Genomic DNA, 13515 nt, shown 5'->3' with positions numbered 1-13515 from the left:
GTCTCTGCTCAGGATTTTCGTTGCGGAGACGGAGGGATTTGAACCCTCGGTCCCCTTGCGAGGACTCCACCTTAGCAGGGTGGTGCACTAGGCCTGACTATGCGACGTCTCCAGATGTCCGGCATGCCGAACACCAGGGACCATCCTAACGGGTCCGCGAGGGCGGTGCGAACCGGCTAGGAGTCGCCGCCGTTCGAGCAGGTCTCCTGGTTCGCCGACTGACCCGTGATGTTCTCGGGCAGCGTGACGGGACCGGCCGTCTCGCCGGGCGCCGGCGTCGCCCCATCCGGCGTCGTCGGGTCGGTGGGCGCGGGCGTGGCCGGCACGACAGCATCGCGCTGACCGGTCACCTGGATCCGCTCGTTCGCGGCGAGCGCCGCCCACAGCAGGTCGGCGCTGTCGCGGTCCGGGATGACCTTGACGCCGGGGTTGTCCGGGTCGTCGAACACCGGATAGTTGACGAAGTTGATCTCGTCGAGCGGCACGTCCTTCATCGCCAGCGCGATCTGCACCAGCAAGCTGGGGCTGGTCAGCGTGGTACTCGGCGTCACGTTGGACATCACGGTGTTCGCGAGCTTCAGCAGCGTGCCGGGGTTGCCGAGCACCTCGGCGGAGACCATCTTGCGCGCAAGTGACGACATGTACACCTGCTGGTTGCTGCCCCGGCTCAGGTCTCCCCCGTCGCCGACGCCGTGCCGCACGCGCAGGAACTGCAGCGCCCAGTAGCCCTGCAGCGTGTGCGTGCCCGGACCCAGCTCGAGGCCGGTGTTGTCCGGGTCGCTGATGCCGTTGGCGACGCACACGTCGACTCCGCCGATCGCGTCCGTGATCTTCATCACGCCGCCCCACGTCACCTTCGCGGCGAACTGGATGTCGAGGCCCGACACCTCGCTGATCGTGCGGTGCACGCACGCAAGGCCGTTCTTCGGGCCGCCGATGCCGATGGCCTCGTTGAGCGGCGCCTTCTCCCTGGGGCTCGTGTCGTTCCCCTCCGAGTCGACGCACGACGGGATCGGCACCATCAGGTCGCGCGGGAACGTGATGACGGTCACCCGTCGCGGGTTGTCCGAGATGTGCAGCAGAAGGTTCGTGTCGTTGCGCTCACCGCCGGCCTCGGGATCCGAGCACCGGTCGCCGAACTGCGCTTTGAAGTCGTCCTCGCAGACGTCGCTGCCGACGAGCAGCATGTTCACGCCGCCCTTGATCGCGCCGATGTCCGGCGGCACCGACTCCTCGCCGTCGAGGGCGACCGCACCCTCTCCGAAGGTGCGGCTCAGGTCGTACGCGACGTATGCCGCGACGCCGACGCCGGAGACCAGCATCACCGCCAGGACGATGCCGACGATCTTCAGGAGCTGGCTCCCCGCGCTCGGGCGGCTCAGCTGGCCGTGCCCGGTAACCGGCCGTCGCGTGCGGGGAGTCATCCCCACACGCTACCGTCGGGAAGCTGCTCAGCCTTCGAAGCCGTTGCCGTTGGAGCAGGTCTGCTGTGCCGCGGACTGGCCGGAGACGTTCTTCGGCAGCTCGACGGGGCCGCTGGTCGCGCCGGGCGTCGGGGTCGCGGACGGAACCGTCGTCGCGGGATCGGTCGTCGCGGGATCCGTCGGCGCCGGCGTCGCGGAGACGACCGCGTCGTCGCGCTGACCGGCGACCTGGATCGGCTGGTTCGCCGCGAGGGCCGCCCAGAGCTGGTCCGCGCTGTCGGTGTCCGGCACGACCTTGTTCGGGTTGTCCGGGTCGGTGAGCACCGGATAGTTCACGAAGTTGATCTGGTCCAGCGGCACGTCCTTCATCGCCAGCGCGATCTGCACGAGCAGCGTCGGGCTGGTCAGGGTGGTGCTGGGGGTGACGTTCGACATCACCGTGTTCGCGAGCTTGAGCAGCGTGCCGGGGTTGCCGAGCACCTGGGCGGACACCATCTTGCGGGCCAGCGACGACATGTACACCTGCTGGTTGCTGCCTCGGCCGAGGTCACTGCCGTCGCCGACGCCGTGCCTCGTGCGCAGGAACTGCAGCGCCTCATAGCCCTGCAGCGTGTGCGTGCCCGGCGTGAGCTTGAGGGCGGTGTCGGGATCGTCGATGCCGTTCGCGATGCAGACGTCGACGCCGCCGATCGCGTTCGTGATCTCGATCACGCCGCCCCAGGTGATCTTCGCGGCGAACTGGATGTCGAGACCGGAGACCTTGCTGATCGTGCGGGCGACGCAGTTCAGCCCGCCCGTCTCGAGCGTGACGTTGATCGGCTGCTTGGACATCTCGCTGGTCGCATTGCCCTGCGCATCGGTGCACGACGGGATCGGGACCATGAGGTCGCGCGGGAAGGTGATGACGGTCACCCGGCGCGGACTGTCGGAGATGTGCAGCACCAGGTTCGTGTCGTTGCGCTCGCCCTCGTTGCCCGGATCCGAGCAGCGATCGCCGAACTCCGCCGAGAACTTCGCCTCGCAGATGTCGCTTCCGACGAGCAGCATGTTCACGCCGCCCTTGATCGCACCGATATCCGGCGGCACGGACGCTTCGCCGTCCAGGGCGACCGCATTCGCACTGAACGTGTGGCCCAGGTCGTAGGCGACGTATGCCGCGACGGAGACACCCGAGACGAGCACCACGGCCATGGCGATGCCGAGGATCTTCATCAGCTGGCTCCAGGCGCTCGGACGGCGCAGCTGGCCGTGTCCGGCGACGGGGCGTCGGGATCGGGGCGTCACGCTCACACGGTGCCTTTCACGTTCAGCGGGGTGAACCGCGCCACCCTGCGCTCACTCAGCGGAGAGTGTGGGATTCGAACCCACGGGACATTGCTGCCCACTGGTTTTCAAGACCAGGTCCTTCGGCCGCTCGGACAACTCTCCTCGGCGCGCATGCGCACGCCGAACAGGGGTCGAGTCTAACGGAGAACCGGGTAGCGCCCTGCGAGCGCTTCTCCATTGTGCCCGGACGCGGCTGGGCGGCCGCTGAGTGAAAGCCTGATGGCGGCGCAGAAGAGGATCAGGAGGCCGCGGGAACGGTGAGCACGATCCGCTCGATGGCCGTGGCGAGTCCGCCGTCCTCGACGTCGCCGGTGACCTCACCGGCCGCGGCCTTGACCTCCTCAGGCGCCTGCCCCATCGCCACCGCGCGACCTCCGAAACCGCGCGCCCAGGCGAACATGCCGAGGTCGTTGCGGCCATCTCCCGCGACCATCACGAGGTCGCCCTCGCCGCCGAGCGTCTCCCGCACGCGAGCCAGAGCGGTGCCCTTGTCCACGCCGCGGGGCGCGATGTCGAGCCACGCGGTCCAGCCGATCGCGTACGACACCTCGTTGAGCCCGGCGTCCTGCACGAGCCGGTGGAAGTCGTCCTCGTCGTGGCCCGGCGAGACCACGACCACGCGTGACACCTCCTGGGCGCTCAGCTCGGCGAAGGAGACCTGGCGTCCGCCGTCGAGCGTCCAGTCGTCGAGCTCGGCCGTGTACAGGCGCTGGCCGGATCCGAGCTCCACCATGTACCGCGCATCGGGCAGACGGTCGTGCAGCAGCGCGAGCACGGCGGAGGGGTCGAAGGTCTCCACGTTCCAGCGCTCATAGCCGTCTACGGCGAGGCCTGCTGCGGCCTCCGCGGCCGACCCGATGCGTCGCACGGTGACCGCACCGTTCGAGCACACCACGAACTCGGGGCGGATCTCGAGCTGGTCGAGGAAGCGGTGCGTGCCCATCCAGCTGCGGCCGGTCGCGAGCATGACCACGTGGCCTGCGTCGCGCGCGCGAGCCACGGCGTCGGGGACGCCCGGGCTCATCGTCTCGTCCTGCAGCAGGATGGTGCCGTCGATGTCGAGGGCGATGAACCAGGCGTTCGTCATGCGTTCGAGCCCTCGGCCTCCACGGCCCCTTCGACAGGCTCAGGGACCGATGCGGAGCCGAGCGGGCGGAGCACTTCGAGCCCGCCGAGATAGGGACGCAGGACCTCCGGCACCCGCACGGATCCGTCCTCCTGCTGGTGCGTCTCGAGGATCGCGACGATCCAGCGCGTGGTCGCGAGCGTGCCGTTCAGGGTCGCCACGTGCTGGGTCTTCGCCGTGCCCTCCACCGCGTCCGGCCGGTGCCGGATGTCGAGGCGGCGCGCCTGATACGTGGTGCAGTTCGACGTGGAGGTGAGCTCGCGGAACGCGCCCTGCGTGGGCACCCACGCCTCGATGTCGTACTTGCGCGCGGCACTGGATCCGAGATCCCCTGCCGCCACGTCGATCACCCGGTAGGACAGGCCGAGCGCCGTGAGCATCTCCTCCTGCAGGCCGACGAGGCGAAGGTGCTCGGCCTCGGCGTCCTCGGGGGTCGTGTAGACGAACATCTCCAGCTTGTTGAACTGGTGCACGCGGATGATGCCGCGGGTGTCCTTGCCGTACGAACCGGCCTCGCGGCGGTAGCAGGTGGACCAGCCGGCGTAGCGCAGGGCGCCGCGGGACAGGTCGACGATCTCCCCGGAGTGATAGCCGGCCAGGGCCACCTCGCTGGTGCCGACGAGGTAGAGGTCGTCGTCCTTGTCGAGGTGGTAGACCTCGTCGGCGTGCTTGCCGAGGAAGCCGGTCCCCTGCATGATCTCCGGACGCACCAGCGTGGGCACGATCATCGGGGTGAACCCCGCCGCCAGGGCCTTGTCCAGCGCGAGGTTCATGAGCGCGATCTCGAGCCGCGCACCGATGCCGGTGAGGAAGTAGAAGCGAGCCCCCGAGACCTTCGCGCCGCGCTCCATGTCGATGGCGCCGAGGAGCTCGCCGATCGCGAGGTGGTCGCGCGCCTCGAAGTCGAACGTCGGGGTCTCGCCGACCCGGCGCAGCTCGACGAAGTCGTCCTCGCCGCCGGCGGGGACTCCGTCGATGACGACGTTCTCGATCGCGGCGAGCGCGTCCGCCGCGACCTCCGCGGCCTCGTTCGACGCGGCCTGCGCCTGCTTCACCCGCTCGGCGAGGTCCTTCGCCTGCGCGACGAGCGCGGCCTTCTCGTCCTTGGGCGCCTTCGCGACCTGCTTGCCGAACGCGTTCTGCTCGGCGCGCAGCTCCTCGAACGCGGAGAGGGCCGCACGGCGCGATCGGTCGGCCTCGATCGCCGCATCGACGGTCTCCGGCGCGTTGCCGCGCGCGGCCTGGGACTGACGGACGAGCTCGGGCTCGTCGCGGAGAAGGGCGAGGTCGATCACCTGACAAGTCTAGGGCGTCGTCTTCGAGCCTCTCCCTGCGTCGAGTCGTCCCCCTGAGCACGGGCTATAGGTCGCGCTCGGGGGGACGACTCGATCGAGAGAAGCGCGGGAGGCCGCGGGCTAGGCTGAGCGCATGACTGACGAGGCCGGACGCCCGCGCGCCGCACTCGTCGTCAACCCGGTCAAGGCCGATGCGCCGAAGCTCGTCGAGCTGCTGCGCACGCTGTCGGCCGAGGCGGGCTGGGACGCCCCGCTCATCATCGAGACCTCCGTGCAGGATCCCGGCCAGGAGGCCACTCGCATCGCTCTCGCCGACGGGGCCGCCGCCGTGCTGGTTGCCGGCGGTGATGGCACCGTCCGCGCCGTGTCCGAGACGATGGCGGGCACGGGCGTGCCTCTGGCGATCGTTCCCAGCGGCACGGGCAACCTCCTCGCCCGCAATCTGGGCCTGGCGCTGGACACCCCGTCGACCGTGATCGACGCGGTGTTCCACGGCGACCGCCATCCGGTCGACATCGGCTGGGCGGAACTGACCCGCGCGGACGGGAACGTGCAGAGGCACGGGTTCGTCGTGCTCGCCGGCATCGGACTGGACGCGCACATGATCGCGAACACCCGTCCGGGCCTCAAGAAGTCCGTGGGCTGGGTGGCCTACGTCGACGGCGCCGCGCGCTCCCTGCCCGGCGCGAAGCCGTTCCGCATCATGTACGCGGTGGACGACCTCAAGCTGCACTCGGTCAAGGTGCACAGCATGCTGTTCGCGAACTGCGGGGCGCTGCCCGCGGGCATCGCGCTCATCCCCGACGCCTCGATCACCGACGGCACCCTCGACGTCGCGGTCATCCAGGCGCGCGGTCCGTTCGGATGGCTGGCGGTGTGGCGCACCGTGTGGTGGCAGAACTCGGTGCTGCGTCGCAGCAAGGCCGGGAGGCGCATGATCGAGCTCACCGGATCCGGCGGCTCGATCCGCTACCTCCAGGGCAGCGACGCGGATGCCGCCACCACCGAGCCCGCCCCCGTCGAACTGGACGGCGACGAGTTCGGCGAGGCCGTGCGGATCCATTGCCGGATCGACCCGGGCGCGCTGCTGGTGGCCGTGCCGGCCGGGCACGTGATCAGCCCGGCCTGACCGACGTCAGCCGATGACGGTGACCGTCCCGTCCAGGTGGTCGCCCTTGAGCGTCAACGTGTAGCCGGCAGGATCGGCGGGCGCGTTCACGCCGAGCATCGTGATCCGGGGCACGAAGTCCATGGTGCAGACCTGGGTGGCGTCGGTCTGGAAGGTCACGGTCGCTCCGGTCTTGTCCTGATTCTCGGTCAGATCGGTCACGACCGGCCGGCACGTCGAGGATCCCCAGGTCAGGAGCATGATGCCGTTGTCGGAGAACCAACCGGCACTGGGTTTGCCGTCACTGCTGCCGCCGGTGCTGAGCGCGCTGCTCCCCTCGAGGGGAAGCCGCCCCTGGAAGCCGCCGCCCTGGAACGACAGGGTCACGTCCTTGGACGCGTCGATGCCTTCGGGGACGCCGATGTACGTCGCCCGCGGCGCGAAGTCGGCCGTGCACACGGCCTTCGGATCCGGTTCGGCGAGCGTCACCATGACCGTCTGCCCGTCGGCCTTCACGTCCTCGGCGACGGGGGTGCAGGCGAGCGAGGAGGACCCGTAGGTGACGAGCCCGATCCCGCGCCCGCCGTCCAGCCAGGCCGCCGCCGGATCCGTGGACGGCTCCGGTGCTGTGGTCGACTCTGCCGTCGGCACGGGTGGGCTCACCGGCTCGAGCTGCGCGCAGCCCGCCAGGGCGATCGTCGCGGACGCGGCGAGCGCCGCGATGGCCAGAGCGGTGCGGATCCTCATGCGCTCATGCTATCCAGCGCGGATTCGGGCCACCATGCCTCGGGCGGTCCCGGGATCACCCGCGCCGCACGCTACTGCAGCGACGAGGTGAGCCGAGCGAGGTTGTCCAGCACCGTGGAACGCAGCGGCTGCTGCATCCACTCCTCGAGCGTCAGCTCGCGGCTGAGCGAGCGGTAGCGGTCCTCGACCTCGCGCAGCTCCCGCACGAACTCCTCGCCGCGCACGAGCATCGAGATCTCGAGGTTCAGACCGAACGAGCGCATGTCCATGTTGCTGGATCCGATGACCGCGACATCGTCGTCGATCGTGAGGCTCTTGGTGTGCAGGATGTACGGCTTGCGATACATCCAGATCCGCACGCCGGCACGCAGCAGCGCCTCGTAGTAACTGCGCTGCGCATGGTAGACGATCGCCTGATCGCCCTCCTCCGAGACGAACAGCTCGACCTGGAGCCCGCGGTCGCACGCCGTCGAGACCGCGAGCAGCAGCGCCTCGTCCGGCACGAAGTAGGGGCTCACGATCATGATCTTGCGCTCAGCGGCGTACAGCAGGCCGAGGAACAGCCGGAGGTTGTTCTCCGCCTCGAAGCCGGGGCCCGAGGGCACGATCTGGCAGTCCAGGTCGCCGCTGCCGCTCTCCGTCGGCGCGAAAGCGACCGAGTCCGGCACGTCGTCGGTCTCGCTGTACCAGTCGGACAGGAAGACCGCGTTCACGCTTCCGACCACGGGACCGTCGACGCGCACCATCAGGTCGACCCAGTGCAGACCGCGCTTGATGTTCTTGGGCAGGTTGTAGGTCGAGTCGGTGACGTTCTGCGATCCGAGGAACGCCACCTCATTGTCGACGACGAGCAGCTTGCGGTGATTGCGCAAGTCCGGGCGCTGCGTGCGCCCCTTGAACGGCTGCACCGGCAGCATCAGGTGCCAATCGGCACCCATCGCGTCCAGTCGGGCGATGGTCTGCTTGTAGCGCGGCTTCCACCGGTTCGCCCAGTGATCCAGCAGCACCCGCACCGGCACTCCGCGGGCGGCCGTCTCCTCCATCGCGCGGAAGAAGTTGTCCGTCGAGGCATCCGACTGCAGGATGTAGAACTCGACGTGCACGAACTCGGTCGCGTCCCGGATCGCATCGGCCATGGCGTCGAACGAGGCCTGGTAGTCGGAGATCAGGTGCGCGCCGTTGTCCCCGAACAGCGGCAGGGCCCCGAGGCGCTGGTTCATGCGCACCAGGGAGGCGAGGCTCTCCGGCATCTCCGCATCGGAGCGCCCCAGATGCAGGTCCTTCGTGACCTCGGCGATGGTCTCGTTGATGAGGTCCTGCTTCTTGCGCCTCGCGCGGGGCAGCCGCGGATTCCCGATCAGCAGGAACAGCAGCACGCCGATGTACGGGATGAAGTAGATCGCCAGCAACCACGCCGTCGCGGCCGTGGGGCGGCGGTTGCGCGGCACGACGATGATCGCGATGATGCGGATCGTGAGGTCGATCAGAAGAGCCGCAACCGCGATGATCAGGGCCCACACGTTGGGGTCCATGCGCCACTCCTGACCCGGGAAGAGTCGCCGATCGGCGACTTCGTCCCACAGTAGCGGCTGGAGCGGACAACGCCCGGAGGCGGCTCAGTGGCAGTTCAGTCGCGGCTCAGGAGGAGCGCGGCGGCAGGCCGCGGGCGGCGCGTTCCTCGGCCTCGATCCGCGCATGCGTCTGCCGCTCGGTGCGGTCGAAGCGCAGGATCCCGCGGAGCACGAACCAGAACACGACGCAGACGACGATCGTGGGGATCACCGACCACGCGGCGGCCACCCAGAATTCGTCCATGCTGCGATCCTACCCGGGGCTCCGGTGGGCCCGCTGGGAGCGGCCGTCGCCGCTCCGCCCGCGAGGCACGAGGAGTGCACGTCGGCGGTCGGGTGCCCGGCGCGCTACACCATCTCCTCGGCATGCTCGGCGACCCAGGCGACGAGCGGGAGCATCCTCTCCATGAGGTCGTGGCCGAGCGGGGTCAGGCTGTACTCCACGTGGGGCGGGACGGTGGGGAGCGACTCCCGGTGCACGAGGCCGTCCGAAGCGAGCGTGCGCAGGGTGGACGCGAGCATCTTCTCGCTGATGCCGTCGACCCGACGGCGCAGCTCGCCCCAGCGCAGGGTGTCGTCCGACAGCGCCGAGAGCACCAGGACGCCCCACTTGCTCATGATGTGGTCCAGAACGACACGCGTCTGACACCCGTCATCGAAAAGCCGATCCTGCGTGGAGCGGATCTGCGCAAAACTAACGACCATGTGGGTACCTTACCTCAAAGTGGGTACCGATCTTCGGGAAGGTGTCCGTTCCGGGATGCGTTGCGACGTGCGAACCCTCTAGGAAAGGAACGCCATGACCATCCTCGTCACTGGTGCCACCGGCCACCTCGGCCGCCTCATCATCGACAGCCTCCTCGCCCGCGGCGTCGACGCGTCGAGCATCCGAGCAGGCGCGCGCGACATCGCCAAGGCATCCGACCTCGCGGCGCGGGGCGTGCAGGTCGTCGCTCTCGACTACGACGCGCCGGAGACCGTCGCGGCGGCGGCGGACGGTGCGGATGCCGTGATGCTCGTCTCGGGCAGCGAGGTGGGCAAGCGTGCCCCGCAGCACCAGGCCGTGATCGACGCAGCGAAGAACGCGGGCGTCGCGAAGCTCGTCTACACGAGCGCCCCGAAGGCGACGACCAGTGATCTGGTGCTCGCCCCGGAGCACAAGGCCACCGAGGAGGCGATCACGGCCTCCGGACTCCCCGCCGTGATCCTCCGCAACAACTGGTACACCGAGAACTACGCCGCAGACGTCGCGCGGGCGAAGGACACCGGCGTCATCGCCGCCAGCGTCGGCGACGGCCGGATCGCCTCTGCCAGCCGCGCCGACTTCGCGGAAGCGGCCGCCGTGGTGCTCACGGAGGACGGCCACCTCGGCCAGGTCTACGAGCTCGCCGGCGACATCGCCTGGAACTTCGACGACCTCGCCGCCGCGGCGACCGAGATCACCGGCCGCGAGGTCCGGTACACGCCGCTGAGCGCCGAGGAGCACGCGGCCGCGCTGGAGGACGCAGGGCTGGACTCCGGGACGGTCTGGTTCGTCACCACGCTCGACGCGGGCATCCGTGCCGGCGCGCTCGCGGAGTCCGACGGTACCCTCGCGCGCCTCATCGGACGCCCCACGACCCCCCTCGTCGACGGCTTGCGCGCCGCGATCTGAACGGCGGTGGTCCCGGCCCGCATAGGGGCCGCTGCGCCATGACGGATCCCAAAGGAACCGTGGAGGCCCGCGGAGACGGCGTTCGCCCCTCGTCGAGTTCGACAAGGGGCGAACGCCGGCCGCGCAGGACGGCCTGACTTCCCCGCCCTCGTTTCCGCTGGTGCCCTCAGGAGCACTCGATCGGTCCGCACAATCGGAGCCGAGCGGATCCTGTCCCCTGTTCCGTTCCTGACGCGGAACCGGGTCCGGCCGGATGCCCATCGTGTATCCATGACAACGATCGTCCATGCCGCGGGCGCCGCCGAGCTGCTCGCCGCCATCCCCGTGCTCACCGGCTTCACTCCGCGCAACTCCGTGGTGCTGCTGCCCTTCCGCGGATCGCGCACCGCCGGCGCGCTCCGCTTCGACCTGCCGGCGGGGTCCGTCGGATCCGCTCCTCCCACCGGGCAGCCGTCACCCTCGTCGACTCGGGCTCACGGCGGCACAGAACCCGCCGCCTCGACGCCCGCCCCCACCGCGGAGGAGTTCGCCGCGACGGCGATCGGACTGGCCTGCCGCGTCCCCGATACGGATGCGCTGGCGATCGCGGTGCACGCCGACGAGACGGCTCCCAGGCCGCGAACGGCGCCCGGCGCGGGGCTTGCGTCCGTGGCTGCGTCCGGCGGCGACGCATCGCTCTCTGACACAGGGCTGCCCGCCGCGTCGCTCGTGGAGGGACTGGTCCGTCGCGCCGAGGCGTGCGGTCTGCACGTGGTCGAGGCGCTGTTCGTCGGGCCCGGTTCCTGGGCCGACTACCGCGACCCGCAGGCCGCGCCGCATCCGCTGGCCGAAGTGCCGGCCCCGCCCTCGGTGCCGGGCTTCGCCGGGCCCGCCCCGGACCAGTTCAGCGGCACCGACCTGCCGTCCCCCGGACTGTTCGCCGCGGAATCCGTCGGCCGCGCGCTCCTCGCCCTCGAACGCGTGCTCGGCTCCGCCGCCCCCGGGCGCACACCGCCGGCAGCCGTGGAGCGAACGGATCCGAGGACGCAGGAGACGGCGCTGCTGCTGGACGATCTGCCGTCGTTCCTGGAGGAGGTGCTGGATTCACCCGAGGCGCTGTCGCCGTTCGCGACGGCCGCGCTCGTGTGGATCCTGAACCGTCCGGCACTGCGGGATGTCGCACTCGTGCAGTGGGCCAGCAGCATCGACCGCGGCGACCAGGCGCTGGCCGCGCAGCTGGGCCACGGCCTGAGCGGATCCGCCGTGCCGCCGGACATCGCCGGCATCCTGATCGGGCACGGCCCGCGTCCGGATTGCGATCGCCTGGGCGTGGCTCTGGCCCTGGTCCGCCGCACGATCACGCTCGCCCCACGCCTGGTGCGGGGCGGCCCGCTCGCGGCCGCCGCGTGGTTGTCGTGGGCGATCGGCCGCTCGACGCACGCCGCGCAGTACCTCGATCAGGCTCAGGCCATCGATCCCGAGCTCACCTTCGCGCAGCTGCTGCGCACGGTGGTCGACGCCGGCATGCTGCCGGACTGGTCCTTCCGCGCCGCCGCAGCGTGACGCCTACGGATCAGGCCGGCGAGATCAGGCCCGCGGCGGACGTGCTACTTCACCAGGCTCGTCGTCGCGGCTGCTTCGCCAGGCTCGTCGCGGCTACTTCACCAGCGGGAACAGGATCGTCTCGCGGATGCCCAGACCCGTCACGGCCATGAGGAGGCGGTCGATGCCCATGCCCATTCCGCCGGTCGGCGGCATGCCGTGCTCGAGCGCGCGCAGGAACTCGTCGTCCACGCGCATCGCCTCGAGGTCGCCGCCCGCGGCGAGCTTCGCCTGCTCGACGAAGCGCTCGCGCTGAATGACGGGGTCGACGAGCTCGGAGTACCCCGTGGCGAGCTCGAAGCCGCGCACGTAGAGGTCCCACTTCTCCACGACACCCGGGATCGAGCGGTGCTCACGCACGAGCGGGGAGGTGTCGACGGGGAAGTCCATGACGAACGTCGGCCGCTCCAGGCCGCCCTTGACGAAGTGCTCCCACAGCTCCTCGATGAGCTTGCCGTGGGTGGCATGCGGCGGGATGTCGACCCCGTTCGCCTCGGCGAACGCGATGAGGTCGGAGACCGGGTCGGACGGGGTGAACATGCGCCCCGCCGCCTCGGACAGGGAGTCGTACATCGAGATGCGCGCCCACTGCCCGCCGAGGTCGTACTCGGTGCCGTCGGCCCAGGTGACCAGGGTGGATCCGGCCACCGCGATCGCCGCGTTCTGGATCAGCTCCTGCGTGAGGTCGGCGATGCCGTTGTAGTCGGAGTACGCCTGGTAGGCCTCGAGCATGGCGAACTCGGGGCTGTGCGTGGAGTCGGCGCCCTCGTTGCGGAAGTTGCGGTTGATCTCGTACACGCGCTCGATCCCGCCGACGACGGCGCGCTTCAGGTAGAGCTCCGGCGCGATGCGCAGGTAGAGCTCGGTGTCGAAGGCGTTCGAGTGCGTGATGAACGGGCGGGCCGAGGCGCCGCCGTGCTGCACCTGCAGCATCGGGGTCTCCACCTCGAGGAAGTCGTGGCTCGTGAAGGTCTGGCGCAGGCTGGCGTTGACCGCGGCGCGGGCGCGGACGGTGCTCCGGGCCTGGTCGCGCAGGATCAGGTCGAGGAAGCGGCTGCGCACGCGGCCCTCCTCGCTGAGCTCACCGTAGGCGTTGGGCAGCGGCAGGATCGCCTTGGACGCGATCGTCCAGCTGTCGGCCATGATCGACAACTCGCCACGGCGGCTGGAGATCACCTCGCCGTGCACGAACACGTGGTCGCCGAGGTCGACGAGCTCCTTCCACTGCGCGAGGGACTCCTCCCCCACGTTGGCGAGCGAGATCATCGCCTGGATCCGGGATCCGTCACCGGCCTGCAGCGAGGCGAAGCAGAGCTTGCCGGTGTTGCGGCTGAACACCACGCGTCCGGCGACGCCGACGAGCACTCCCGTCTCGGCACCCGGCTCGAGCTCGCCGTACTCGGCGCGCAGCTGCGGGATCGTGTGCGAGACCGGCACCGCCACCGGGAAGGCACCGCCCGCGGCATCCGCACGATCGGCGATCAGCCGCTCGCGCTTGGCGAGGCGCACCTCGCGCTGCTCAAAGGTGTCGTCCGCCGCAGCGGTGTCGTCGGTGGGCGCGGTGACGGGCGCGTCGGTCATGTGCAGGGCTCCTCGGAAGTCGCCGCCAAGTCTACCGGCGTGCGCCTTCGCGCCCGTCGAGTGCAGTGCGGGGCTGCACGCCGGGACATACGCAGCGCAGCG

General features: G+C 70.0%; 12 protein-coding genes and 2 tRNA genes. 3 read left to right on the top strand and 11 right to left on the bottom strand.

Annotation, left to right across the window (positions count from 1 at the left end):
* Nucleotides 1–23 precede the first annotated feature (23 nt).
* The 6 genes from AC1DCT_RS13360 to serS all read right to left on the bottom strand — a co-directional run bounded on the left by AC1DCT_RS13360 (nucleotide 24) and on the right by serS (nucleotide 5171).
* Nucleotides 24–112, bottom strand: a tRNA-Ser gene (locus AC1DCT_RS13360).
* A gap of 64 nt (nucleotides 113–176) precedes the next feature.
* On the bottom strand, nucleotides 177–1424 hold the full coding sequence (locus AC1DCT_RS13355) for an LCP family protein (protein ID WP_440735011.1): 1248 nt from the start codon (nucleotides 1422–1424) through the stop codon (nucleotides 177–179).
* A 27-nt stretch (nucleotides 1425–1451) separates the two neighbouring features.
* The gene (locus AC1DCT_RS13350) at nucleotides 1452–2708 is read right to left on the bottom strand and encodes an LCP family protein (protein ID WP_477429760.1); all 1257 of its coding nucleotides are present in this window, start codon (nucleotides 2706–2708) and stop codon (nucleotides 1452–1454) included.
* Nucleotides 2709–2767: 59 nt separating this feature from the next.
* Nucleotides 2768–2852 (bottom strand) — tRNA-Ser (locus tag AC1DCT_RS13345).
* A gap of 136 nt (nucleotides 2853–2988) precedes the next feature.
* Nucleotides 2989–3837 carry an HAD family hydrolase gene (locus AC1DCT_RS13340; protein WP_477429758.1) on the bottom strand — a complete coding sequence of 283 codons (849 nt, stop codon included), beginning with the start codon at nucleotides 3835–3837 and terminating at the stop codon, nucleotides 2989–2991.
* Nucleotides 3834–5171, bottom strand: coding sequence for a serine--tRNA ligase (serS, locus tag AC1DCT_RS13335; protein WP_477429756.1), 1338 nt, complete (start codon nucleotides 5169–5171; stop codon nucleotides 3834–3836). Before serS ends, AC1DCT_RS13340 begins: the two co-directional genes overlap by 4 nt.
* Before the next feature lie 133 nt (nucleotides 5172–5304).
* Here serS and AC1DCT_RS13330 point away from each other — a divergent pair, with 133 nt between their 5' ends.
* On the top strand, nucleotides 5305–6300 hold the full coding sequence (locus AC1DCT_RS13330; RefSeq protein ID WP_477429755.1) for a diacylglycerol/lipid kinase family protein: 996 nt from the start codon (nucleotides 5305–5307) through the stop codon (nucleotides 6298–6300).
* A gap of 6 nt (nucleotides 6301–6306) precedes the next feature.
* Here the strand turns inward: AC1DCT_RS13330 and AC1DCT_RS13325 are convergent, their stop codons facing one another.
* The 4 genes from AC1DCT_RS13325 to AC1DCT_RS13310 all read right to left on the bottom strand — a co-directional run bounded on the left by AC1DCT_RS13325 (nucleotide 6307) and on the right by AC1DCT_RS13310 (nucleotide 9302).
* Nucleotides 6307–7026, bottom strand: coding sequence for a hypothetical protein (locus AC1DCT_RS13325; RefSeq protein ID WP_477429753.1), 720 nt, complete (start codon nucleotides 7024–7026; stop codon nucleotides 6307–6309).
* A 71-nt stretch (nucleotides 7027–7097) separates the two neighbouring features.
* Entirely contained in the window at nucleotides 7098–8558 is a 1461-nt protein-coding gene (gene cls / locus AC1DCT_RS13320) for a cardiolipin synthase (protein ID WP_477429751.1), read from the bottom strand.
* Between the two features lie 106 nt (nucleotides 8559–8664).
* The gene (locus AC1DCT_RS13315; RefSeq protein WP_309336988.1) at nucleotides 8665–8841 is read right to left on the bottom strand and encodes a hypothetical protein; all 177 of its coding nucleotides are present in this window, start codon (nucleotides 8839–8841) and stop codon (nucleotides 8665–8667) included.
* 104 nt (nucleotides 8842–8945) lie between these two features.
* Entirely contained in the window at nucleotides 8946–9302 is a 357-nt protein-coding gene (locus AC1DCT_RS13310) for a winged helix-turn-helix transcriptional regulator (RefSeq protein WP_477429749.1), read from the bottom strand.
* 94 nt (nucleotides 9303–9396) lie between these two features.
* Here AC1DCT_RS13310 and AC1DCT_RS13305 point away from each other — a divergent pair, with 94 nt between their 5' ends.
* Both AC1DCT_RS13305 and AC1DCT_RS13300 read left to right on the top strand, forming a co-directional pair.
* Nucleotides 9397–10251: an SDR family oxidoreductase gene (locus AC1DCT_RS13305; protein WP_477429748.1), complete on the top strand. Its 855-nt coding sequence runs from the start codon at nucleotides 9397–9399 to the stop codon at nucleotides 10249–10251.
* Nucleotides 10252–10521: 270 nt separating this feature from the next.
* Nucleotides 10522–11793: a DUF4192 family protein gene (locus AC1DCT_RS13300; RefSeq protein ID WP_477429746.1), complete on the top strand. Its 1272-nt coding sequence runs from the start codon at nucleotides 10522–10524 to the stop codon at nucleotides 11791–11793.
* A gap of 93 nt (nucleotides 11794–11886) precedes the next feature.
* On the opposite strand, the gene lysS is transcribed toward AC1DCT_RS13300, so the two are convergent.
* A complete protein-coding gene (lysS, locus tag AC1DCT_RS13295) occupies nucleotides 11887–13413 on the bottom strand; it encodes a lysine--tRNA ligase (RefSeq protein WP_477429744.1) in 1527 nt (508 codons plus the stop codon).
* Between the last annotated feature and the right edge of the window lie 102 nt (nucleotides 13414–13515).

It is taken from the genome of Microbacterium sp. 10L49, from assembly GCF_056395125.1.
This window is presented reverse-complemented; position numbering and strand designations above follow the sequence as displayed.

Excerpts from the sequence above, each read along its gene's own strand:
- cls (WP_477429751.1), bottom strand. The coding sequence starts at position 8,558 with ATGGACCCCAACGTGTGGGCCCTGATCATCGCGGTTGCGGCTCTTCTG.
- AC1DCT_RS13355 (WP_440735011.1), bottom strand. The coding sequence starts at position 1,424 with ATGACTCCCCGCACGCGACGGCCGGTTACCGGGCACGGCCAGCTGAGC.
- AC1DCT_RS13325 (WP_477429753.1), bottom strand. The coding sequence starts at position 7,026 with ATGAGGATCCGCACCGCTCTGGCCATCGCGGCGCTCGCCGCGTCCGCG.
- AC1DCT_RS13330 (WP_477429755.1), top strand. The coding sequence starts at position 5,305 with ATGACTGACGAGGCCGGACGCCCGCGCGCCGCACTCGTCGTCAACCCG.
- AC1DCT_RS13340 (WP_477429758.1), bottom strand. The coding sequence starts at position 3,837 with ATGACGAACGCCTGGTTCATCGCCCTCGACATCGACGGCACCATCCTG.
- AC1DCT_RS13300 (WP_477429746.1), top strand. The coding sequence starts at position 10,522 with ATGACAACGATCGTCCATGCCGCGGGCGCCGCCGAGCTGCTCGCCGCC.
- AC1DCT_RS13310 (WP_477429749.1), bottom strand. The coding sequence starts at position 9,302 with ATGGTCGTTAGTTTTGCGCAGATCCGCTCCACGCAGGATCGGCTTTTC.
- lysS (WP_477429744.1), bottom strand. The coding sequence starts at position 13,413 with ATGACCGACGCGCCCGTCACCGCGCCCACCGACGACACCGCTGCGGCG.
- AC1DCT_RS13305 (WP_477429748.1), top strand. The coding sequence starts at position 9,397 with ATGACCATCCTCGTCACTGGTGCCACCGGCCACCTCGGCCGCCTCATC.
- AC1DCT_RS13315 (WP_309336988.1), bottom strand. The coding sequence starts at position 8,841 with ATGGACGAATTCTGGGTGGCCGCCGCGTGGTCGGTGATCCCCACGATC.